23 protein-coding genes and 1 tRNA gene are annotated in these 23,167 nt (G+C 56.7%); 14 read left to right on the top strand and 10 right to left on the bottom strand.

The window, feature by feature from the left end; genetic code table 11:
* The first annotated feature begins 43 nt into the window (after window positions 1–43).
* Window positions 44–424: an STAS/SEC14 domain-containing protein gene (locus tag GRI35_RS11580; protein WP_160614302.1), complete on the top strand. Its 381-nt coding sequence runs from the start codon at window positions 44–46 to the stop codon at window positions 422–424.
* Here the strand turns inward: GRI35_RS11580 and GRI35_RS11585 are convergent.
* Complete coding sequence (locus GRI35_RS11585) at window positions 421–1,323, bottom strand: LysR family transcriptional regulator (RefSeq protein ID WP_160614303.1); 903 nt, start codon at window positions 1,321–1,323, stop codon at window positions 421–423. The genes GRI35_RS11580 and GRI35_RS11585 overlap by 4 nt on opposite strands.
* A gap of 115 nt (window positions 1,324–1,438) precedes the next feature.
* Between GRI35_RS11585 and GRI35_RS11590 the strand changes: the two genes are divergently transcribed.
* The 3 genes from GRI35_RS11590 (at window position 1,439) to GRI35_RS11600 (ending at window position 3,247) form a co-directional block, all read left to right on the top strand.
* The gene (locus GRI35_RS11590) at window positions 1,439–2,164 is read left to right on the top strand and encodes a pirin family protein (RefSeq protein WP_160614304.1); all 726 of its coding nucleotides are present in this window, start codon (window positions 1,439–1,441) and stop codon (window positions 2,162–2,164) included.
* A 68-nt stretch (window positions 2,165–2,232) separates the two neighbouring features.
* Window positions 2,233–2,826 (top strand): FMN-dependent NADH-azoreductase, encoded by a 594-nt coding sequence (locus GRI35_RS11595; protein WP_160614305.1) that lies wholly within the window; start codon window positions 2,233–2,235, stop codon window positions 2,824–2,826.
* A 25-nt stretch (window positions 2,827–2,851) separates the two neighbouring features.
* Window positions 2,852–3,247, top strand: coding sequence for a DoxX family protein (locus tag GRI35_RS11600; RefSeq protein WP_160614306.1), 396 nt, complete (start codon window positions 2,852–2,854; stop codon window positions 3,245–3,247).
* A 33-nt stretch (window positions 3,248–3,280) separates the two neighbouring features.
* On the opposite strand, the gene GRI35_RS11605 is transcribed toward GRI35_RS11600, so the two are convergent.
* On the bottom strand, window positions 3,281–5,341 hold the full coding sequence (locus tag GRI35_RS11605; protein ID WP_235900317.1) for an NAD(+) synthase: 2,061 nt from the start codon (window positions 5,339–5,341) through the stop codon (window positions 3,281–3,283).
* Between the two features lie 274 nt (window positions 5,342–5,615).
* On the bottom strand, window positions 5,616–6,623 hold the full coding sequence (locus tag GRI35_RS11610) for a DNA topoisomerase IB (protein ID WP_160614307.1): 1,008 nt from the start codon (window positions 6,621–6,623) through the stop codon (window positions 5,616–5,618).
* 88 nt (window positions 6,624–6,711) lie between these two features.
* On the opposite strand from GRI35_RS11610, the gene yghU reads away from it, so the two are divergent.
* Together yghU and GRI35_RS11620 are read left to right on the top strand one after the other, a co-directional pair.
* Window positions 6,712–7,566: a glutathione-dependent disulfide-bond oxidoreductase gene (yghU, locus tag GRI35_RS11615; protein ID WP_160614308.1), complete on the top strand. Its 855-nt coding sequence runs from the start codon at window positions 6,712–6,714 to the stop codon at window positions 7,564–7,566.
* Window positions 7,567–7,679: 113 nt separating this feature from the next.
* Window positions 7,680–7,754, top strand: a tRNA-Gln gene (locus GRI35_RS11620).
* Window positions 7,755–7,791: 37 nt separating this feature from the next.
* On the opposite strand, the gene GRI35_RS11625 is transcribed toward GRI35_RS11620, so the two are convergent.
* From GRI35_RS11625 to GRI35_RS11655, 7 genes are all read right to left on the bottom strand, one after another.
* Entirely contained in the window at window positions 7,792–8,721 is a 930-nt protein-coding gene (locus GRI35_RS11625) for a DUF1499 domain-containing protein (protein ID WP_160614309.1), read from the bottom strand.
* A gap of 45 nt (window positions 8,722–8,766) precedes the next feature.
* Complete coding sequence (locus GRI35_RS11630) at window positions 8,767–9,456, bottom strand: retropepsin-like aspartic protease family protein (RefSeq protein ID WP_160614310.1); 690 nt, start codon at window positions 9,454–9,456, stop codon at window positions 8,767–8,769.
* Window positions 9,457–9,501: 45 nt separating this feature from the next.
* A complete protein-coding gene (locus GRI35_RS11635) occupies window positions 9,502–10,443 on the bottom strand; it encodes an NAD(P)/FAD-dependent oxidoreductase (RefSeq protein WP_160614311.1) in 942 nt (313 codons plus the stop codon).
* A gap of 5 nt (window positions 10,444–10,448) precedes the next feature.
* Complete coding sequence (egtD, locus tag GRI35_RS11640; RefSeq protein WP_160614312.1) at window positions 10,449–11,435, bottom strand: L-histidine N(alpha)-methyltransferase; 987 nt, start codon at window positions 11,433–11,435, stop codon at window positions 10,449–10,451.
* Window positions 11,435–12,682, bottom strand: a complete 1,248-nt coding sequence (gene egtB / locus GRI35_RS11645; RefSeq protein WP_160614313.1) for an ergothioneine biosynthesis protein EgtB — start codon at window positions 12,680–12,682, stop codon at window positions 11,435–11,437. Before egtB ends, egtD begins: the two co-directional genes overlap by 1 nt.
* Window positions 12,683–12,789: 107 nt before the next feature.
* Window positions 12,790–14,163 (bottom strand): class II 3-deoxy-7-phosphoheptulonate synthase, encoded by a 1,374-nt coding sequence (locus tag GRI35_RS11650; protein WP_160614314.1) that lies wholly within the window; start codon window positions 14,161–14,163, stop codon window positions 12,790–12,792.
* Window positions 14,164–14,297: 134 nt separating this feature from the next.
* Window positions 14,298–17,267 (bottom strand): M16 family metallopeptidase, encoded by a 2,970-nt coding sequence (locus GRI35_RS11655; protein ID WP_160614315.1) that lies wholly within the window; start codon window positions 17,265–17,267, stop codon window positions 14,298–14,300.
* Between the two features lie 107 nt (window positions 17,268–17,374).
* Here GRI35_RS11655 and GRI35_RS11660 point away from each other — a divergent pair, with 107 nt between their 5' ends.
* The 8 genes from GRI35_RS11660 to miaB all read left to right on the top strand — a co-directional run bounded on the left by GRI35_RS11660 (window position 17,375) and on the right by miaB (window position 23,136).
* Window positions 17,375–17,956 carry a NifU family protein gene (locus tag GRI35_RS11660; protein WP_160614316.1) on the top strand — a complete coding sequence of 194 codons (582 nt, stop codon included), beginning with the start codon at window positions 17,375–17,377 and terminating at the stop codon, window positions 17,954–17,956.
* Between the two features lie 35 nt (window positions 17,957–17,991).
* A complete protein-coding gene (locus tag GRI35_RS11665) occupies window positions 17,992–18,600 on the top strand; it encodes a malonic semialdehyde reductase (RefSeq protein WP_160614317.1) in 609 nt (202 codons plus the stop codon).
* Between the two features lie 43 nt (window positions 18,601–18,643).
* The gene (gene tsaB, locus GRI35_RS11670; protein ID WP_235900209.1) at window positions 18,644–19,276 is read left to right on the top strand and encodes a tRNA (adenosine(37)-N6)-threonylcarbamoyltransferase complex dimerization subunit type 1 TsaB; all 633 of its coding nucleotides are present in this window, start codon (window positions 18,644–18,646) and stop codon (window positions 19,274–19,276) included.
* Complete coding sequence (gene rimI / locus GRI35_RS11675) at window positions 19,273–19,740, top strand: ribosomal protein S18-alanine N-acetyltransferase (protein ID WP_202390555.1); 468 nt, start codon at window positions 19,273–19,275, stop codon at window positions 19,738–19,740. Before tsaB ends, rimI begins: the two co-directional genes overlap by 4 nt.
* Before the next feature lie 146 nt (window positions 19,741–19,886).
* Entirely contained in the window at window positions 19,887–20,327 is a 441-nt protein-coding gene (locus GRI35_RS11680; RefSeq protein ID WP_160614318.1) for a MucR family transcriptional regulator, read from the top strand.
* A 115-nt stretch (window positions 20,328–20,442) separates the two neighbouring features.
* Window positions 20,443–20,877: a Fur family transcriptional regulator gene (locus GRI35_RS11685; RefSeq protein WP_160614319.1), complete on the top strand. Its 435-nt coding sequence runs from the start codon at window positions 20,443–20,445 to the stop codon at window positions 20,875–20,877.
* Between the two features lie 53 nt (window positions 20,878–20,930).
* Complete coding sequence (locus GRI35_RS11690) at window positions 20,931–21,755, top strand: lysophospholipid acyltransferase family protein (RefSeq protein ID WP_160614891.1); 825 nt, start codon at window positions 20,931–20,933, stop codon at window positions 21,753–21,755.
* Window positions 21,756–21,795: 40 nt separating this feature from the next.
* Window positions 21,796–23,136 carry a tRNA (N6-isopentenyl adenosine(37)-C2)-methylthiotransferase MiaB gene (gene miaB / locus GRI35_RS11695; protein ID WP_160614320.1) on the top strand — a complete coding sequence of 447 codons (1,341 nt, stop codon included), beginning with the start codon at window positions 21,796–21,798 and terminating at the stop codon, window positions 23,134–23,136.
* Window positions 23,137–23,167: the final 31 nt, after the last annotated feature.

Here is a 23,167-nt window from a genome sequence, read left to right on the forward strand (position 1 = left end):
GCTAACCCGTTTTTAACCAAGTTCCGCTATCTCAACGAGCATAATGACGCTTGCTCCTACCTTCTCTGTTTCGACGGTTCCGAACCGCAAAGAAGTGCATTATTCCGCCAGCGGATTGTGGACGCTCGAGAAATTGCCGGAGCTGGAGGCTGCTCTGTTTGAAGGGTCCAAAGAGTTCATCGAGCGGAAGCGTTCGTTTCGCGTGATGGGCGATTTGCGCGATTTCGCAGTCCAGACCCGTCCCGTAGCCGAGCAGATGGAGCAAATCCAGATCGCATCGGCCAAGTTTGGCGTCGAGCGTATGGCTCTGATTTGCTCATCAATGCTTGTGCGCAAACAGTTCGAGCGGGTCAGCGAAGCAGTGAATTTCGAGATTTTCGACAATGAGGCTACCGCGCTCGATTGGCTGCGCCGCCGCTTTTAGCGGTCACACCCTTCCAACTTGTCCCGAATCGCATTGATCAGCCAACTGGTCGCCGGACCCGGCTTTGTGTCGCGCCGCCACATCGCGCTCAGCGTATAGGCATCGCCCGGTTTCTCCGGCAAATCGAGTTCGACCAACGCGCCATTCTTTAGATCATCAGCGACCATAGGGCGCGGCATATTGCCCCAGCCGATACCCTCTTTCAGCAGCGAGTGCTTTGCGCCCAGATCAGCGAGCCGCCAGCTTTGCGGACTGAGTACAGAGAACTCTCGCCCTTCAGTTAGAGGTGAGCGGTCTGACAGTACGAGCTGCAGATGTTTCCTGCTCTCGCCCGGCACGATGCCCGCCTTCGCTAGCGGATGATCGGGTGCGGCGACGGGCACTAGCTCAACTTGTCCGATAGATTGTCGATCCAGTTCAGGGTGATTACCAACAACCGGTCCAGCAATCGCCAAATCGGCCTCCTCGCTAAGCAGGCAAGCGGCGACTGCACCAAGCGCCTCGACATTCAAACGAAGTGCCACCGTCGGGAACATCGCACGGAAATCACGTAAAACCGCTGCCGTCACATCACCCGGTACCATCACATCGAGCACAAGCGAGACATCGCTCTCCAAGCCCGAATGCAGGCTGCGCGTTTTGGCGAGCAGTGCATCAACCTCGCCTGTCACCGCACGCGCTTCTGCCAACAGGCCCTTACCCGCCTCGGTCAATTGCGGCTTTCGCGATCCCTCGCGGGCGAACAGCGTGACGCCAAGCTGCGCCTCCATTTGCGATACGCCGTAACTAATCGCGGACACCGCCCTGCCCATACGCCGTGCTGCACCGCCGAAACTGCCTTCCTCCTCCACCGCAAGGAAAATGCGCAATTGGTCGAGCGTCGGCTCACCAACCCGCATGGCACAACATTTGTTCTGAATATCTGAACATTATGAGAGATTTTATCTCACTTATCCGAAATTGAAACAAGTCCTATCTCCTCCTCAACAGAAACACAGGTGACGGAGATATCCCATGATTGAACTTCGCAAATTTGAAACCCTTGGTGCTGCCAACCACGGTTGGCTTGATGCACGCCACCACTTTTCGTTCGCTAGCTATCACGATGCCGCGCGGGTCAATTGGGGTGCTCTGCGCGTTTGGAATGATGACACAATCCAAGCCGGAACCGGTTTCCCCACCCACCCGCATGAAGACATGGAAATCATCACCTATGTCCGCAAAGGTGCGATCACCCATACTGACAGCATGGGCAATGAAGGCCGCACCGAAGCAGGCGATGTTCAAGTGATGAGCGCTGGTAACGGTGTGCGCCATTCCGAATATAACCGTGAAGATGAGGACACCACCTTGTTCCAGATCTGGATCATTCCCGACGAGCGCGGTGGTGAGCCAAGCTGGGGCGCACGGCAATTCCCCAAGGATAGCCGCAATGGTCAATTCGTCCCGCTCGCATCGGGTGTCGCCAACGATAATGGCGGCCAGAGCGATGGGGCTCTGCCGATCCGTGCCAATGCCCGCGTTCTTGGTGCCACGGTGAAAGCAGGCGAAAGCGTCACTTATGATACGTCAGGCGACCGCCACCTCTATTTCGTTCCTGCGACCGGCAAGGTTCGGATAGAGGACGCTAAAGATGGGGTGGAAGCCAATGCCCGCGACGGTGTTGCCATCACCCAGATGGACAGCGTGACCATTACAGCTCTCGAGGACAGCGAACTCGTCCTCGTCGATGCCGCATGACAACCCTCGGCCCTGCCTCGAATCTTGCCCTCCCACGGGGCAGGGCCACCCCATTCAAGGAATCATACATGTCGAATATCCTCCACATAACTGCCAGCATCCGCGGCAACGAATCTGTATCGCGCAGTCTGAGCAACACCCTTGCCCAAGGCCTCTCATCGAAATCGGGAGCGAGTGTCGTTGAACGAGATCTCACCGCAAACGACCTGCCTTTTATTGATGCGGATCGCTTCGCCGCCAATCTTGCACCTCATGCAGAGCGCACCGGAGAACAACAGAAACTGGCTGCGATTGCTGACGAATTGATTGACGAACTCAAAGCAGCAGACACCATCGTGTTCGGCGTCCCGATCTATAATTTCTCGGTCCCGGCAACCGTCAAAGCATGGGCTGATCTGGTCGCTCGAGCAGGCACCACATTTGCCTACACGCCCGATGGCCCCAAAGGTCTACTGGAAGGCAAAAAAGCGTATATCGCGGTCGCATCGGGCGGAACGCCGGTGGGCAGCGACATCGATTTCATGACACCGTGGCTCACATTCTTCCTCGGCTTCTTGGGCATCCATGATGTCGAAGTCATTGCGGCTGACGGAATTATGGGCGACGACGGTGAAGAGAAGATCGCTACGGCCAATGACGCAGTTGCAAAGCTCGCCGCTTGAGCCAGTCAGACCAAGGAGAGACATTATGACAGATACACACCCTGCTTCACGCGACGCCGCAGTTGTCATCGCGCGGATCCTGCTCGGCACATTGTTCGTGCTCGCCGGCATCAACAAGCTGATGGGTGCGGAAGGCACTATCGGCTATATCGAATCAGCGGGATTGCCTTTGGCACAAGTTGTTTATGCAGGAACGGTCGCGGTCGAAATTCTTGGCGGATTGGCGATTATTGTCGGCTTCAAAGCGCGCTGGGCTGGCCTGGCACTCGCATTGTTCTGCATTGCGACCGCAGCTCTGTTCCACAACGATTTTAGCGTACAAAGCGAGATGACGGCGTTCCTCAAAAACCTAGCCATTGGCGGAGGGATGCTGATGGTCTTCGCTTTTGGTCCGGGCCGCTATTCCCTCGATAAGGGTTAAGCCTGACAGTCACACAAACAGTTGCCGGGGAGTCTAACTCTCCGGCACTTTGCGTTTTAGCTCGTCCAGCCACACATCGGCCACAGCATCGCTGGGCGCACGCCAGTCTCCGCGTGGTGACAAAGCGCCGCCAGCCGAAACCTTCGGCCCATTGGGTAAGGCACTCCGCTTGAACTGGCTGAACTGGAAAAAGCGCCAGAGGAATTTTTCAAGCCATCCTCGCAATGTTGCGAGATCATATTCATTCTTCTTGGCTTCCGGAAAATCAGCGGGCCACAGGCCCTCGCTGGCATCTTTCCAAGCGTGATAGGCGAGGAACGCGACTTTGCTCGGTTTCTGACCATACCGGATAATGTGATGGAGGAAGAAGTCGTTGAGCTCATACGGGCCAATCTTCTCTTCGGTGCTCTGCATTCCGCCTTCCTTGTCCGCTGGCACCAACTCGGGAGAGATTTCGGTGTCGAGGATCGCTTGCAGGACTTCATCGGTTGCATCGTCGAATTGATCCGTCTGGATGGACCAGCGGATGAGATATTGGATCAATGTCTTGGGCACGCCGGCATTCACGCCGTAGTGGCTCATCTGGTCGCCGACGCCGTAGGTGCACCAACCCAGCGCCAATTCGCTAAGGTCGCCAGTGCCGAGGACAAAGCCACTGTGCTGGCCGGACAGGCGGAACAAATAGTCAGTACGCAGACCAGCCTGCACGTTCTCGAACGTCACATCATAAACCGGCTCGCCATCGGCGAAGGGGTGCCCGATATCTTCCAGCATCCGCGTCGCCGCGGGGACGATATCGATCTCCTCCGCTGAAATATCCATCGCTTCCATCAGCTTCCATGCATTCGAGTTGGTGTGATCGGATGTACCGAAGCCGGGCATGGTGAAGCCCTTGATCATCTTCCGGTCAAACCCCAGACGGTCGCAGGTCTTCGCCGCGACGATCAGTGCATGCGTACTGTCTAGCCCGCCAGAGATACCAATGACTATGCTCTTGGCCTTTGTCGCGGTCAGGCGGCGCATCAGGCCATCGACTTGAATGTTGAATGCTTCGTAGCAATCCTCGTCGAGCTTGTTTGCGCGGTTGGGGACGAAAGGAAAGCGGCGGATCGGGCGATGCAGACCGATATCGCCGCCAATCGATTTGTGCTCGAAGATGACCGTGCGGAACCAGTTCTCTGGGCAATCCTCGGCCTCCGCTGCATCGTTGAACGTCTGGTTGCGCATCCGTTCGGAAAGCAACCGCTCAGTATCCACATCGGCGATACTGAGTTCGGCATCGAGGCTGAAGCGTTCGCTTTCGGCCAACAGATCGCCAAATTCGTAGATCATCCCCTGCCCGTCCCACGCAAGGTCCGTCGTGCTCTCACCATGCCCACTGGCCGAATAGGCGTAGGCAGCGATTGCGCGCGATGATTGGGCGCGGGCGAGCATATGCCGTTCATCCGATTTGCCGATGGTCACGTTGGAGGCAGATAAGTTCGCGAGAATGGTCGCCCCGGCCAGTGCACCCAAAGTCGAGGGCGGATTGGGCGCCCAATAGTCTTCGCAAATCTCAACATTCAACTTGAAGCCCGGCAAATTCGACGCAGTAAAGATCAAATCGGTTCCGAAGGGTACAGTCTGACCAGCAACCGCAATCTCCTGACCTTGCACACTGCGCCCATGTGCGAACCAGCGCTTCTCGTAATATTCGCGGTAGTTGGGGAGGAAGCTTTTGGGGATTACGCCGAGTAGCTTTCCGCCTGCAATCACCAACGCCGCATTATATATCTTGCCATTACGTCGCAGCGGAGCGCCGATCAGCAGAACGGGTGATAGCTTGGCCGAGGTTTTCACAATATCGCCAACCGCCGCCTCAACCGCATCAAGCAGCGCAGACTGCAAATGCAGGTCGTCAATCGCATAAGATGACACACACAGCTCCGGATAGACCACCAGATCGACGTAGGCATCCTGCGCGCGTTTAGCCTCGGTCAGAATGGCATCACGGTTGAATGTTACATCGGCAGTGCGAACCTGCGGTGTACTCGTTGCCACACGAACGAAGCCGTGATTATGCGCGCTGTAGAAAGGGTGGGAGTCGCTGCTCATGGCAGAATCTTTCGTTTGAGGAAGTTCGTCTGGGGCCGGTTCGAGCCACTCTTCAAGGGTGCAAATGCCTAGCTCGGCCAAGCGCTTCTGTACCGCTGCACGGGCGATCTTGCCTTTGGTTTCCCAGCCATAGACCGTGCGACTTGGCCAAGGCTCCGGATGGCCATAGCGCGCACCAAATTCCTCCGCATTTAGCCGCGGATCATGCGCCTCCCGCCATTCGCGGATTTTGGAGCCAGCCAAGTGCATAGACATCCAGTATCCCAAAAGGATACTATGCCGCAAGCAGTTCCTGCGCGGATGGCGCTTCTTCAAGAAGGTTGATCAGCGCCCGCTCGTGTCGCGAAAGATACGCAGTCCGACGCGGCATGCAAGTACTCTCACGCCATTTGTCCTGAGTCTCAACCAAAGAAATGACCGCGGGATGAATGTAGCTTTTTCGCGTGATTGCAGGTGTATTACCCAGCCTCTCAGCGACACCTTCACACATCGTGGTAATCGTCAGATGGTCACGGCAGTTGGCAAGTGCGCCCAACGCTAGCACTGAGGCGTGCCATGTGCGAAAGTTCTTCGCCGTGAAATTCTCACCCATTGTATCGCGCAGATATTCGTTAACGTCGCCGCTGCCGATCGGTTGCCGTTGACCGTCCAGATCATAATACTGGAATAAATGCTGTCCGGGTACGTCGCGCGCATCCTGTACTGCGTTGGCAAGTTCCGGATCTTGCAAAGTAACCTGGCGTTTTTTGCCACCTTTGCCCACAAACGCAATATTAAGAGTGTCACCGTCGATCTGGGCATGCCGGTCACGCAATGTCGAGGCGCCGAAACTTTTATTCCGCTTTTTGTAGGCTTCGTTCCCAATCCGCACGAAGCCCAGATCAAGCAGCCTAACCACTGCCGCCAATACCCGCTCTTTCGAAGCGCTGTTGCCGACGATGTCTTGTTCTACGCGCTTGCGCACCAGCGGCAGCAATTTGCCGAACATGACGCAGCCGTCGAATTTCTCGCTTTCCTTCATGGTGCGGAAATCAGGGTGATATCGATATTGTTTGCGGCCCTTATCGTCATAACCCGTCGCCAGAATATGACCATTGGGTGCAGGGCAGTACCACGCATCCTTGTAAGCCGGCGGCAACGCAATGGCGTTCAGCCGCGTCTTTTCAGCACGGTCTCTGATCAGCGTTCCCTTGGGGTCATAATAGGCCCACCCACGGCCCGCACCCTTCCGGGTAATGCCCGGCAAACTGTCGTCGACATAGATGAGCTTCTGATCCTGCATGCAAAGATAACCGCCACGCTTGCTTGCGGTTCCGTAACGGTGCACCCAATTTGATCGAACAGTCAGCTGAACAAGCAGGAGAATTCCGATGACCGATACCACCTACACCCCTCCCGAAGTCTGGACGCATGATGCGGAGAACGGCGGAAAATTCGCCAACATCAATCGCCCAACGGCAGGCGCGCGCGAGGAAAAGGAGCTGCCGCGCGGCGATAATCCCCATCAGCTTTACTCGCTCGCCACGCCCAACGGCGTAAAGGCGAACATCATCTTTGAAGAGTTGCTTGAAGCGGGTCATTCAGACGCCGAATACGACGCTTGGATAATCAATATCGGCGAAGGCGTGCAATTCACCAGCGGATTCGTTGACATCAACCCCAATTCTAAAATCCCAGCGATGGTCGACCATTCTGGCGATTCGCCCATCCGCGTGTTCGAAAGCGGTGCGATCTTGATGCATATGGCGGAGAAGTTCGGCAAATTCCTGCCTACTGACGCCGCAGCGCGCGCCGAAACGCTTAGCTGGCTGTTCTGGCAAGTGGGCAGCGCTCCGTTCATTGGCGGCGGCTTCGGCCATTTCTATGCCTATGCGCCGGAGAAATACGAGTATCCGATCAATCGCTATGCGATGGAAACCAAGAGGCTGTTCGATGTCGCAAATAACCGGCTGAAAGAAACACGGTTCCTAGCGGGTGATGACTACACCATCGCCGATATGGCCGCCGCGCCTTGGCTGGCTCCTTTCACCACGGGTGAGATATATGGCGAGGCGAAAAAGTTCCTCTCTATCGATGAATATGAGGCCGTAAATCGCTGGGCGAGCGAAGTGATGGATCGCCCAGCGGTGAAACGCGCCAAGATGGTCAATCGGACATGGGGCGACGAGGATACTCAGGTTCCCAACCGCCATTCATCCGCCGATTTCGATGGTAAAGCGGTCTAAATAGACTGCGAGGGGCAATTGTTCGCATGAAAGCAGCGATTGCCCCCTTCCATTCCGCAAACACCGCGTTATATGGGGCGCGCTTGTCGCGGGATTAGTTCCGCAAAAGCTGCTGGGGTGTGGCCAAGTGGTAAGGCACCGGTTTTTGGTATCGGCATTCGCAGGTTCGATCCCTGCCACCCCAGCCATTTTCTTTTTCTGCCATTGTTGACGCGAGGCGAAGCGTTATTCGCTTTGCGTACCATCTTCGGGCTGGTTCTCCTGGAGAGGCGCACCCGCGCTTCCATCGGGTTCGCCATCGCTGGATTCTGGAGTCTCGACAACGACCGGCTCCATCTTCGGGAAGTCTTTGTCGAGCCGGTCTTCAACCGCTTTGCTCAGATCGGTAATCCGCTCTGCATTGACACCCAGATCGCTGGTTCCGAGCCGTGAAGTCGAGCGGAAGTCAATGCTCGACCCCGTTTCGGTTGCCCGGACCCGGGCAACGACATCGTCCTCAAAACCGTACCAGAACACAACCGCAGTGCCTTCGACGATGCCTGCATCTTCATCGACAGTGACATTCTGAAACCCGCGCATGTCCATTGCATCTTTGATCGCGATGATTGCGTCGGCAGGTGCGCGGTCGATTGTGAGAGTTTCCAGATCGGGATAGCCGTCGGCGATCAAACTCGCTGCCGTCACGCCTTTCAAATCAGCGTTCTCTGCCCATTTGTCGTAATTGCCAAGTGGTACGTTGAAATCGAGCAATTCATTCACGTTCTCTCCGCTATCAGCACGCGCCTCGACCATTGCATCAGAAAATTGCGGCGCATCAGCGGTGTTTGTGGTGATGTCATAGATAAATGGCACAGAGCCAGCCGTTGATTGCAGCCCCATTAAACCGCCTGCAAAGCCAAGCGGCACGAGTAGTGCCAGCAATGCTGCCATCCAATTGCCCTTGGGCTTGCTTATGAGCGCGACGACAAGGCCGATGATCGCCAACACGGCAACCACCCCTGCCCCGATCATACCCCACTGGATCGTCATCGTTCCAAAAGCGAAGAGCTTGTCGATCATGCCGAGCTTCGCACCAAACATGGCGACAGCGAACCAGACGAGAAGAAAAATGGCGAGGAGCAGCGCAAGGCGTGGCGTTTTCTTAAGAATGTTCATGCGCCGCTAGATGCACCAGCATGCGCGCAGTCGCAAGCGCGGTGATTATTCGGCCAGAATTTCCAACGGAGGTTGGGGATTGTTGGGCGTCAGGATCATCACGCCATCTTCAACTCGCCAACCTTTAAGGCGGGACAGAAGATTCATTCCGATGACGCTGGTGTCCCCCAGGTTGGGCGCAATGATCACATCGAGTCCGCGCGCCGCAACATTGCCGAAGCGCAGCTCATCCATAGTCGCGACATAGGCAGAGGCAGTGCCGTTGGCTGTGCTAAGTTGTACGGGTAATCCGCCCGCCCGTGGCTTCATCCCGACGCGGTCCGCCACTTTCGATGATACTGCAGTCAGTGTCGCGCCGGTATCAACCATAAATCTGACCGGCTCGCCATTGACCTGCGCGACAAGCCAATAATGCCCGTCGGGTGCCAGCGGGATACGCGTTTCGCCGCCCTCGACCACCTGTTCAGGTAAGCCCATAGTCGGAAGAGCCAAGTCGATGCGCGGATCGAACCGGACCATTTGCAAAACGATGGCCACGACAATTCCGGTGAGCGCTAATGTACTGGTGACGCGTACCAAACCGCCCAGCGGCAGATCGCGGCGCACCATAATCGCACCTATCCAGCCGGCAATCAATGCCGCCAATGTCGCCATTAACAATCCGGAACGTGGCACTTCGCTAAGTACCGCCGCGGCGGAACTCCATATATCAGCGAGGACACCTGGACTATCCATTTAACCTATATAGGAGCATTGCCGCTTAAGTTCCATGAACGGCTCTTATAGCGCATTTAGAAAGCGTTGCGCCACGCCGTGCCCTGACAGCCAAGCGCCCTCGACACGCGGTTGAGAGAGCCAATCGCCTGCCACGCCGAGCGAAATATCTGCATTCCATAGCGCTGCATCACCTTCGGCAGCTTGCGACTGAGCATAGCGCCAACGGTGAGCGGTCAAATAGGTTGGTGCGACGGGTTTTATACCTGCTTGCCTGAAGAACGCTGATAGCAATCGGTCCGCGACCACATCTTTACCCAGCTCCAGAATTTCGCGCGAATGATCGGCCGATGCGTGGATCACCCAGCACTCTTCAACCCCGCGCCCTGGCTTTGCATTATTACGTGCAGCCCATGAAATCTGAGCCTTGCGATCGCGCAAAGTATCTTGCTCGATTGGCAGCGGCGCTGCAAAACTCGCCATCACTGCCCAGCACGGATCGGACGTCGACGCTGCGGCTTGTTCTGCGAAAGTCGGCGCAACCTCTGCAAGCAGTTCCCCAGCCTGTTCGGCAGGCAATGCCAGTAGCAGGTGCGAATAGGACTCAGTCGAACCCTCGAACTCTAAGTGCCAATGATCACCTTGTTGAGTGAGACGAAGAGCGCGTTCGCCCCAGCAAACGTCAAGCGCGGCTGCCATATGCTTGAGCGGAGCATTCATTGCTGGCGTGCCAACATAGGCTTCCGCGCCTGCTGCAGGCCACGGCGCGACGAGGCCTTGTTGCTCCCACTCTTTTACAACGGCTTTGAAACCTGCATCGCGTGCAGTGAAGTATTGCGCGCCATGATCGAAGTGCAAAGTAACACCGTCGATCTTAGCGCGGCGCGTGGCCATCCGTCCCCCTGCGCCGCGACCCTTGTCATAAATAACCGCAGCAATGCCGTGCTTGGCTAGCTCGGTTGCACAAGCCAACCCTGCCATGCCAGCACCAATGATTGCGACTTTCACATCCCTCACGGAGCATTGCTCGGCACCGACGCATCGGCAAGTATCAAAGAGAACCGACCCTCTTCATCAGTCCAGCGCTGAACGGGAGTCCACCCGCCAGCGAGCAGCAGTATCGCCGAACTCCGTCGGTCGAATTTGTGGCTGTTCTCTGTGTGGATCGTCTCGCCCTTCGCCATCGCGAAGGCGCGACCCGCAACGTTGAACTCTAAGTCGCGCTGCGCTTCCAAATGCATCTCGATCCGGGCAAAATTATCGTTCCAACGCGCCCTATGACGAAGATCGTCGACCGGTATAGTACCGCGCAATTCGCGATTAATCCGGCGCGCCACGTTAAGATTGAATTCTGCCGTGACACCCGCTTCATCGTCATACGCCGCTTCAAGGACGCCGGTATCTTTGATCAAATCCATTCCGATCAGCAATTGCGACCCTGCGCCCAACGTCTCCCGCATCGTACGGAGCAAATCGACGGCAGTGCGCGCGACCATGTTTCCGATGGTCGAACCCGGGAAGAAACCCAATTTCGGCATATCGGCGACAGCCTGCGGCAGAGCGACCTTGCGCATAAAATCGGCCTCCACTGGATAGACTGGCAGGCCTGGAAACTTCGTCGAGAGATCGGCCGCCGCTGCGCGCAGGAAGTCACCGGAAATATCGAGCGGGACATAAGCTGCAGGATTGATCGCACGCAAAAGCAACGGCGTTTTTACTGAACTGCCCGAACCAAATTCGACCACTGCGCGATCAGACCCGATGCTCAGAGCGAAGTCAGCACCGCGAGCGGTAAGTATCTCGGTTTCTGCACGCGTCGGATAATATTCGGGCAGTTCGGTGATATCTTCGAACAATTGCGATCCGGCATCGTCATACAGCCAACGCGCCGGAATCGCCTTTTGTGCCTCCGACAGCCCGGTCAACACATCCGCGCGAAACGCCCGGTCAACGCCTTCTTCATCGCGGTCCACCAATTCCAAGCCCGAATTACCGTCCATTAAATATCCTTGGCGAGCCGCAGCCCGGTAAATTGCCACCGCTGATGTGGGTAGAAGAAATTGCGGTACGTGCTGCGCGAGTGCCCGCGCGGTGTGGCGCAACTCGCCCCGCGCAGAACGAACTGCCCACTCATAAACTTGCCATTATATTCGCCGATTGCGCCGTTTGCGCATGAAAAACGCGGATAGGGCCCATAAGCGGAACGGGTGAATTGCCAACAATCCCCGAACAAGCCCGAACCGCCAAGCGGCAGGGGAGCATGGGCACCATCGAGCTGATTGCCTGACGCGGGATCGGATGATTGAGCTGCCGCCTCCCACTCAAATTCTGTAGGCAGGCGCTGTCCCGCCCATGTCGCGAATGCATCTGCCTCGAAATAGGATATATGCGTTACGGGTGCATTGGGGTCGCGCTTGGTCCATCCCGTGTGGGTGAACTGCTCATCCTCATACCAGTAAAGCGGCGCTGCGATCTTTTCCCGGTTCACCCATGCCCAGCCATCGGAAAGCCAGAGCAAGGGATTGGCGTAACCGCCATCGTCGACAAACTGCTGCCACTCCGCATTTGTCACAAGGTTCGGTGCGAGAGCAAAGGGTGTAAGAAGCACTTGATGCTGCGGCCCCTCATTATCATACGCAAAATCACCATCCATATTGGCACCATCATGTCCGATCAGAGCAATACCGCCAGGGTGTTGATGCCAATCCCTCGCTTGCGGCGGCGCGACTCTGGAAGGTGCATTTTCATACATCGCCGGAGCAAGCGGATTTCGGAACAATGCGTGTTTGATGTCGGTTAACAGCAATTCCTGATGCTGTTGTTCATGCGCGATGCCTAATTCGATCAGTGGAGCAAACCTGGGATCGTCAAGCATAGACGACATCGCCTCATCAATTACCTCGCGCCACTCACCAATTTGCTCAACGGTCGGCCGCGACAACATCCCGCGAGAAAAACGGGCAATACGCACTCCTTCGGCTTCGTAATAGGAATTGAATACGAACGGCCAACGCTCGTCATACAGTTCGTAGCCGGGCTTGTGGTCACGCAGCAGAAATGTTTCGAAAAACCAGTTGGTATGCCCCAAATGCCATTTTGCGGGCGAAGCATCTTCCATAGATTGCAGCGTTGCGTCCGCCTCCGAAAGCTGGTCAAGCAACCCGGAAGTCAGCGTACGGGTAGCGCGATAACGGTCAGCTAGACTGTCTAACGGTGCGGCGGAAGTGGCCGCGTTAGCATTCGGCACACCATTTCTCCTGTTGCGACCGCGCCTGAAAATTCAGGAAGCAGTACAATGACAAATTTCCGTTGCCTTTGAAAGACCTAGTTCGAGAAAATCTGGCTCAAACCTGATCAGGCGGCGTCCGCTTGGGAATGCCCCGCTTCCATTGTCATCATCTCGGCCAGCAGGAAAGCCAGCTCGAGCGATTGCGCGGCATTGAGACGCGGATCGCAATGGGTGTGATACCGGTCGCCAAGCCGTTCATCGGCAATGCCTACAGCGCCTCCGACACACTCGGTCACGTCCTGTCCGGTCATCTCTATATGGATACCGCCAGCATGGGTTCCCTCAGCGCGGTGAACGGCGAAGAAACCCTTCACCTCGCTCAGAATCCGATCGAACGGACGGGTTTTGTAGCCACTATCCGATTTGATGACATTGCCGTGCATCGGATCACAAGACCACACAACGGGGTGCCCCTCTGCCGTAACCGCGCGAACCAGCTTCGGCAGACCTGCCTCGACTTTATCGTGGCCAAAGCGGCTGATCAGCGTAATGCGCCCCGCTTCGCGTGACGGGTTTAGCGTGTCGAGCAACTTCAAGAGAACATCCGGCTCCATCGATGGACCGCATTTCATACCCAGTGGATTGCTGATCCCGCGTGCGAATTCGATATGGGCACTGCCTTCAAAGCGCGTCCGGTCACCAATCCAGACCATATGCGCGCTGGTGTCGTACCAATCGCCGGTCAAGGAATCCTGGCGCGTCAGGCTTTGCTCGTATGGAAGCAATAAGGCCTCGTGGCTGGTGTAGAAACTGGTCCGCTGCAACTGCGGTACGGTGTCGGGATCAACTCCGCAGGCTTCCATAAAATCGAGCGCTTCGCCGATCCGGTCGGCCGTCAGAGCGAACTTGTCCGCCCACGGGCTGCGGTCCATGAAATCGAGAGTCCATTTGTGGACCTGGCGCAGATTGGCGTAACCACCGCTGGCAAAAGCACGCAGCAGGTTGAGCGTTGCCGCCGCCTGCGAGTAAGCGCGCACCATGCGCTCGGGGTCATTCCTGCGGCGCGCGGGATCGAACTCGATCCCGTTCACATTATCGCCGAAATAGCTCGGCAGCGTCACGCCGTCTTTGGTCTCGGTATCGCTGCTGCGCGGCTTGGCGAACTGGCCCGCCATCCGGCCAACTTTAACCACTGGCACTTTGCCGGCATAAGTCAGTACAACTGCCATCTGCAGCAATACACGGAACGTGTCGCGGATATTGTTCGGATGGAATTCTGCAAAGCTCTCGGCGCAATCGCCGCCTTGCAGCAGAAACGCCTTGCCCTGGGCCACATCGGCCAGATCAGCTTTCAAATTGCGCGCCTCACCAGCAAAGACCAGAGGCGGATAGTTCGACAGAGTCTGCTCCGCATCCGCAAGCGCAGCTGCGTCTTCGTAGCGCGGCAAATGCCGTGCTTCGTGCGCTTTCCAGCTATCGGGAGTCCAGTTCTGTGTCACGTTAGTACCTGTCTTTCATCGATCGAGAGCGCGCAAATACGCCCGCTATTACCCAATAGCAAAGGTATCACCGGCGCAAGCGCAAGAAATGCTGTGCAGGGGCAAGCCCTGCTTGGCGCGCTATACCGGCAGGCTTAGCGACCAGTGGTTTGCGCAGGCACCCGCGCGACCGGTGCGGGCGAAATATCACGCACGGTCGTCGCAAGCTCCTGCCCTTCCGGAATGATCGCCATGCGCCACCCTGGACGAGACGCGAGATAGCGCTGAGCCAATGCCTGCATCCGCTCCGGCGTGGTTTCGCTATAGTCTGACCGTAATGTCCGCAGCGAATAGAGCCTGCTCGGGTTCGCGCTCGATCCCTGGACTTGATACAGCCAGAACAGATTGCCGGTTGATGCCCGGGTAATCTGCTGTTTGAGCGGCTCGGTCGCTCTTTCCAGTTCATCTGCACTGGGAGGATTAGCGGCAAGATCTCGCGCGATACTATCTGCCGCAGCGAAGAATACCGGCACGTCTTCCGGCTCCAGCTGTGCCAAGGCCGTAATGCGTCCTCCGGTAGAAAGATCTACTGGCCAATTAGAGAATACCGTCGGCGAATAACTTGCACCAGCGCGCTCACGCATTGCATCAACCAACCGGTTATTGAACAGGCTCACGAGGATTTCGAGCTGACGGGACTCGGGCAGTCCGGCAACACCGCCACCGGTTGGCCAAGCCACGACAGCGGCTGCCTGATTGGCATCGCCGCGGTGTTTTCGCACAATCGTTTCGCTATCGACATTAGGGAATGACGGAACGCTGGCCAGCGCTTTGACGGGGATCGGTTTACGCGGCGGCAATGCCCCGAGCGTTTTGCGCAGAGTTTCAATCGTTCGCGCCTGATCGAAATCACCGAAAATCACCACTTCGATTTCGCCTTGCTCCAGTAGCGGAGCCCAGACTTCACGGAAACCGTCTGGCGTGGCAGCTGCCAAATCATCGGTGTCGGCTGTTTTGTAACGGCCATCCTGATCGGTCACAAAATAGTCGAGATCGCGTTGCAGCACTGCGCCAGGACTTGTTGCATATCCGGCATAGGACAGTGTTTGTGCCGCCTTCGAGCGCAGGACCGGATTGGGGTCCCAGCGCGGATCGGACAGCTTGTTGGCGAACAGATAGAGCTGGTCATCAAGATCTGCGTCCCTCGTCTGCGCCGCAAATACGAATTCGGAATCGGTAATCTCGACATTGAAGCCCATCACACGGCCGGTTGTGATCCGGTCGAGTTCTTCTTGGCCCAATTCACCTTGGCCGGAACCGACCAAAGCGCTTTCTCCAAGGCCGATATAAGCGGATTGATCGCTATCAAACGCGCGCAGACCTGCGCCAAACCGCATCCGAACAGCCACGCGGCCTGGTTCAGCTTTGTTCGACCACAACAGTGCCCGCGTGCCATTGGCGAACTCGACGCGCTCAATGCCAAGTATGCCGAGCGGGCGCTGCGACAGGATGGTTCCGGGCTCACCCACTGGTGGTAACTCGTCAAAGGAAATCGACTTCGCCGCAAGACGTACATCGCTGGCCGGAACCACCTCTTCCTGCAATGCAGCTGTAATGTCTGCCTCGGTCGCTTCGCCGATTGCCGGCGTAACATAGGCGGCGCGGATAACATCACCCTTAAGCAGGTTTCGGGTGCGTTCGAGAATTTCCTGCGGCGTGACCTTGTCCTTCATGCTGCGAAACACTTCGAGGAACGTCTCGGGCGCGGCGACAGCTTCACGAATATCGACAGCGCTGACGACCTCGTCTGCCAATGCAGAGCCCGCCATAACAGCGCGTTGTTCAACCAGGCTGACAAAGATCGAATCATATTCCGCTGCTTCGCGGTCGATCTCTTCCTGCGTTGGCGGAGTCATTTTTGCATCAGCAACAATGCCGCGCACTTCAGCGAGCGCCTTGCGCCAATCGGCGGTCAGCGGCGTAAACGAAATCGATGTTAAATTTGCCGAACGACTAACCTTGTCCTCGGAAATGCCAGCATAAAGAAAAGACCCTCCAGCCCGCGCGCGAGCCTCCAGCCGCCGTTGGATAATCGCGATAGCCAGCGAGTCAGCCAGCCGCCCTTCATTATACGCGACTGTATCCTTAACCTGCCGCCAGGGGCGCAAATATATATAAGAGAATGTGCGCTGCAGGTCGGGTTCGACCATAACGGCCACTTCGCCAATCGGATTATCTGGATCAGCGCCAGGGGGCGCAACCGGATCGCCAAAATCGGGTGCCGGCGTCAGCGGACCTTTGCCCTGCCAATCGCCGAAATATTGTTCGATCAAACCTGCAAATTGCATCGGATCGAAGTCGCCCGCCACCGATATCACGGTATTCTCAGGGCGATACCAGCGATCATGGAACGCCTGCATCGCTTCTGCCGTGGCAGCTTTAAGCGTTTCTTCGGTCCCAATTGGAGACCGCACACCCAGCAACTGCCCGGCGAAATAAGTTTCACGGCTCTTGTCGCCGACGCGCACTGCCGGACCGCCGCGTTCGCGCTTCTCAGCCAGCACAATCGGGATCTCTGCCGCCAAGTTTTCCGCCGAGAGAACCGGCTCACGGATCATGCCCGAAATCAGTTTGAAGCTCTCCTCGACCTTCGCCGGTGTCGCATTGGGTAAATCGAGTTTGTAGACGGTATGGGTCGGGCTGGTTTCGGCATTGGTATCGCTACCGAATGTTGCGCCAAGGCGCTGCCATGTTGGAATAGCCTCAGCTTGCCCTAGATATTTGCTCTCACGGAAAGTCAAATGTTCGAGCAAATGCGCAAAGCCGCGCTCGCTATCTTTTTCATGCAGCGATCCTGCATCGATCCGGACACGGATCGATATCTGGTTGGGCGGAACGCCATTCGCGCGCGTGGCATAGCGCAGACCGTTATCCATCGCTCCCCACAGCCACTCTCTATCACGCGGAACATCGCTATCGATGTATATCCATGGAGTCTCGTCACCGGTCTGCAGCGCCTGCGGAGCTGACGTAACCATTCCGTCTTGCGCTGTCGCTTGCGGAGCCAAGAGAGCCAGTGGGAGAAGAAGCGCGGTGTGCCGCATGGTACGCGTGAAAGTGATCATACCCGGCATATAAGCGGCAAACCTATGAAGCGAAAGTGAATGGACGCGAAGTATTCTTGGGCGTGATGCATCTTGTGAGCGGTACGGCTGATCCCTACATAACAGCCATGTTTATAGAGACCGAAACAACCCCAAACCCCGCTAGCCTCAAATTCCTGCCTGGCCAGCAAGTCATGCCCAGCGGCACGCGCGAATTCGCCTCGCCCGAAGCCGCCGAAATATCGCCTTTGGCGCAGGCGATCTTCGATACAGGCGAAGTGGTGTTGGTATTCTTTGGCGGCGATTTCATCTCCGTTACCGCTGCTCCTGGGGCGGATTGGTCAGCGTTGAAACCGCAAGTCGTTTCGATTCTGCTCGATCACTTTGTTTCGGAAGCACCGCTATTCGTCGGTGGTGATGCCAGCGGTATCTCGGTACCCGCAGATGATGCAGACATGGTGGTCGAAGACGATCCCGAGGACGCCGAAATTGTCGCGCAGATCAACGAATTGCTCGAAACCCGCGTTCGCCCAGCAGTAGCTGGCGACGGCGGCGATATCGCCTATCGCGGCTTCAAAGACGGAGTCGTCTATCTAACATTGCAAGGCGCGTGCTCGGGCTGCCCCTCTTCAACTGCAACTTTGAAGCATGGAATTGAAGGTTTGCTGAAACATTATGTCCCTGAAGTCGTTGAGGTTCGTGCAGCCTGATTTTCGGGCATCCGTTACGACTTCAAGAGGACCTTATGACCACACAATTTCACGACAACATTCTGTCGGCAGACGCGCTCGATCAACTATTCAACGAAGCGCGCACGTATAATGGCTGGCACGACAAAGACGTCTCCGAAGCGCAGATACAGAAAATTTACGATCTGCTGAAGATGGCGCCAACCTCCGCCAATATGCAACCAGTCCGTCTGGTGTGGGTCCGATCCGAAGAAGAAAAGGCGAAGCTTGCCGAAATGGCGTCCGATGGAAATAAGGACAAAATCAGAGCGGCACCGGTAACTGTAATTATCGGGTACGATATCGACTTTCATGAAGAGCTACCGTGGCTGTTTCCGCATGCGGACGCCAAGAGCTGGTTCGAAGGCGACGAAGAAGGACGCAAGGAAGGCGCAGCGCGCAATTCTGCCTTGCAGGGTGCCTATCTGATCATGGCTGCACGAGCCATCGGCCTCGATTGCGGACCAATGTCGGGCATTGATCTCGACGAAGTGACGGACGAATATTTTGGCGACGATCCGAAGGTTAAGGCCGATTGGGTTTGCTCCATCGGCTATGGCGATCCGTCGACAATCTTCGACCGCAGCCCCCGGCCAGACTTTGAAAAGTTCAACCGCGTCGTCTGAGCTGATTGACGATTAGCTGCACCGCGTGGCATCGCGCGCCCCAATGAAAAAACCGATGCGGACATTGGCAATCGATTGCGCGACCGAAGCCTGCTCGGTCGCGCTATTCGAAGACGACACTCTCATCGCCAATACTCACGCCGTATTGGGGCGCGGCCATGCAGAACGGCTGGTGCCGATGATCGCAGCGCTTCCGGACAAAGGAAAAGCGCACCGGATTCTCGTCTCACGCGGTCCGGGCAGCTTTACCGGCGTGCGCATCGGCGTCGCGACCGCGCGGGCTCTCGCTTACGCTTGGACCGCAGAAATTGCCGGGTATCCCACACTCGCACTGGTCGCTGCTATGGCTCGTGCAGAGCATGGGGAGGTGCCAGTGCTTTCGTGCATGACCGGCGGGCATGGAGAGTGGTTCGTGCAGCCCTTCGGCGCAAGCGGCAAACCTGCTGCGGACCACGCGTCGGTCAAACCTGCGGATGCGGCGCAATCTTTTGAAATCGATCTGATTGCCGGATCGCAGGCCCAGGCTTTCGTGGCCGAGCGCGGCCACGGCATAGCGCTCAGCCTGCTGCCCGATGCAAGCCACGCGCTCTCCATTCCAACCACACTTCTTTCCCCCAACACCGCGCCAATCTATGGCCGTGCGCCCGACGCCAAATTGCCTACAAAGACGTCATGACGGGAAAATCGGGCGATCACATCGACAAGATGATGGAGGTGATGGAAGCGGCCTTTGATCCCCAATGGGGAGAAGCGTGGAATCGCCGCCAGCTGACGGACTCGTTATTGATGCCCCACAATCGCTACCGCCTGATTGATGCCAATGGTGATGAACCCGCGGAGGCTGCACCCGCGGCCGGGTTCTCCCTCATCAAGACAATCTCTGGTGAAGAAGAACTTTTACTCATCGCCATTCGCCCTGAACTTCGCGGAAGCGGGCTCGGAAGAGAACTGTTACAAAAGTTTATAGATGACGCGCGCAAGCGCGGAGCGGCCAAAATCTTCCTTGAGATGCGAGCGAACAATCCGGCCGACAAGCTGTACCGTTCCATGGGTTTTGAGCCGATCGGCAGACGAGAGCAGTACTACAAGGCAGCCAACGGCACCAGAATAGACGCCATTACAATGGCGTTATCGCTTTAGAAATATTTCGATCCCCATCGGACCAATCTGCAGAGTATTGGCCAGCCCTCCACTTGATACTATTGCGCAGCTGGTCCATGGGCAACGGTGCCGTGAAAAAGGCGGATAAAAAAAATAGTGGTCGCAACCTTTGATGAGGACAAATCATGGAAAAATTTGAAGATGATATGGCGGAGACGCTAATTACGCTCACGTCCGATATCGTTGCTGCACATGTCAGCAACAACAATGTCGATGGCGAAGAACTGCCTTCACTGATTACCAATGTATACGGCGCATTGGCTGGACTTGGACGGGACGAGGACCCTGTCGAAGAACGGCCTGAGCCAGCGGTTTCTATCCGCTCGTCAGTCAAGAAGGACTATATTGTCTGTCTGGAAGACGGTAAGAAGTTCAAAATGCTCAAGCGTCATTTGATGACCGAGTATAATATGACACCGGACGAGTACCGCGCGCGCTGGGATCTTCCATCGGACTATCCGATGGTCGCACCAAGCTATTCGGAACGCCGCCGCGATCTTGCCAAGAAAATCGGCCTTGGCCGTAAGCCTGGCCAAAAACGCGGCCGCAAGAAAAAGGCGGCGTAACCTAGCTGCTCAATCATCGCCGGAATCCCCCGCGCATTTGCTTAGGATTGCTGGCTTGAGAAGAACGCTCCGTACCTCTAAGGCTACGGGGCGTTTTTCATAATAGGGACTCCCAGTGCAGCAACGGATCGATCTGGAACAACTTTGCGCAGAGCGTGGGCTTCGCATTACCGAGCAGCGGCGCGTGATCGCCCGTGTGCTGTCCGAAAGCGATGACCATCCCGATGTTGAATTGCTGCATGAACGCGCTTCCGCCATCGATTCTAAGATCTCGATTGCAACCGTTTACCGGACAGTCCGACTGTTCGAAGAAGCTGGCATTCTCGATCGTCACGATTTCGGCGATGGCCGTGCGCGTTATGAAGCCGCTCCCGAGGCGCATCACGACCATTTGATTGATGTGGAAAGCGGCGACGTGGTCGAATTTGTCGATCCAGAACTGGAAGCCCTGCAGAAAACGATTGCCGAAAAACTCGGCTATCGTCTCGTTGATCACCGGATGGAATTGTACGGCGTAAAACTGGGGCGGGCTAAGGATAGCGAGGCTTGATCAGCCAGGAACTGCGCGACGCCGCACAAGCCGGCGAGACAACCCCGCTTTCGATGATAGGATGGGTGCGCTTCACACTGCGCGTATTGGCTCTCATTGTGCTGCTGATCGTCTTCGTTCCGCTCCATTATATCTACCGCATTTTGAAATACGGGTCGCCCTTCCCCATGTTGTTCTTGCGCTATGCCGCGCGCGTCAGCGGGGCCAAGGTTCGCAAGATCGGCACGCCGCTGCGGCGCGATGTGTTCTTCGTCGCCAACCATGTGTCATGGCTCGATATTCTTGCACTCGCAGGGGCGAGCGGAACGGCATTCGTGGCCAAGGCGGAATTGGCAGAAGTGCCCGTTATCGGCTGGCTGTGTAGCCTCAACCGCACCGTCCACGTCAAACGCGAAAACCGGTCGGGCGTAGCCGAACAGATCAATGCATTGCGTGAAGCTTTGGAAGACAATTGGTCGGTCACGGTATTTCCTGAGGGAACGACAACTGACGGACAATCGCTACTGCCCTTTAAAACATCCATGCTCAGCGTGCTCGAACCGCCTCCCAAAGACGTGCTCGTGCAACCGGTGCTGATTGATTACGGACCGGTGGCAGAGGAAATCGGCTGGGTTGGCAATGAAAGCGGTGTCAACAACGCCAAGCGCATCCTGTCACGCAAAGGCACGTTCGAGCTAAAACTGCATTTTCTCGAGCCTTTCAGCCCCGAAGAATTCCGCGGACGCAAAGCTATAGGAGCAAGGGCAAGAGCAGCCATCGAAGCGGCCTTGCTATCGTCACTCGACAAGCCGTTGCGCGAATTCAAGCACGACGTTGTCCCGATCCGCTACGCCGCGCCGAAGGATGTGCGGGACCGGGAACCTGTAGAGGACGCCTAGCCATTGCGGCAGTCGCGCTTAGGCCGTAAAGGGCACACCCATGCAAAAGACCGCGCCTCCCAAGACCTACCGGGTCAAAAGCTTTGGCTGCCAGATGAACGTCTACGACGGCGAGCGGATGGCCGAAATGCTGGCCGAGAAGGGCATCACCGAAGCCCTTGAGGGCGAAGACGCCGATCTGGTTGTGCTCAACACATGCCATATTCGCGAGAAGGCGGCGGAGAAAGTCTATTCGGATATTGGCCGCCTGACCAAAGGCAAGACGCAGAAGAAAGCGCCAATGATCGCGGTCGCTGGCTGCGTTGCGCAGGCCGAAGGCGAAGAGATTATGGAACGCGCGCCGGCTGTGTCGATGGTCGTCGGCCCGCAAGCCTATCATCGCCTTCCCGGCATGATCGACAATGCCGTCAACGGTGTCCGTTCCACCGATACCGATATGCCTGCGGATGCGAAATTTGCCGAGCTACCCAGCCGCCGCAAAGTGTCGCCTGGTAGTTTCCTGACCATCCAAGAAGGCTGTGACAAATTCTGCACCTATTGCGTAGTACCTTACACGCGCGGTGCAGAGATCTCTCGTCCTTACAGTGCCTTGGTTGATGAAGCGAAAAAGCTGGTGGAAGCCGGCGCAAAAGAAATCACTCTGCTGGGCCAGAATGTCAGCGCATGGACTGGCGAAGACGAAGCAGGCCGCAAAATCGGCATGGCGGGCCTGATCCGCGCTCTCGCTAAAGACCCTGACCTCAAGCGCATCCGCTACACGACTAGCCATCCCGCCGATATGGATGACGAGCTGATCGATACGCATGGCGAGATCGAGAAGCTGATGCCCTATCTGCATCTGCCCGTGCAAAGCGGCAATGACCGCGTGCTGAAAGCGATGAACCGCAGTCACACGGCGGAGAGCTATCTCAAATTGCTCGAACGCTTCCGTGCGGCCCGGCCCGATCTGGCGCTGTCGGGCGATTTCATTGTCGGCTTCCCCGGCGAAACCGATGCCGAGTTCGAAGACACGCTCAAGATCGTCGACGAAGTTCGCTATGCGCAGGCCTATAGCTTCAAATACTCGCCCCGCCCCGGCACGCCCGCCGCAACGATGGACGATCAGGTTCCGCTCGAAGTGATGGACGAACGCCTCCAGCGCCTCCAAGCTTCACTCCGCCGCGACCAGCAAGCCTTCAACGACGCCAGCGTCGGGAAGACCTGCGAAGTGCTGGTAGAACGCAAAGGCAAGCTCGACGGCCAATGGCTCGGCAAATCGCCATGGCTCCAATCGGTCCACTTCACCGGTGATGTGCAAATCGGTGATCTGGCGCAGGTTGAGCTCATCCAGGCTGGCCAGCAATCTCTCGGCGGGCGCCTGTTGGAAACCGTACTAGCCTGACACCGAGTGTTGCAGATCGGTGACTTTCCAC

It is taken from the genome of Pontixanthobacter aestiaquae (assembly GCF_009827455.1).
GTDB classification, from domain to species: domain Bacteria; phylum Pseudomonadota; class Alphaproteobacteria; order Sphingomonadales; family Sphingomonadaceae; genus Pontixanthobacter; species Pontixanthobacter aestiaquae.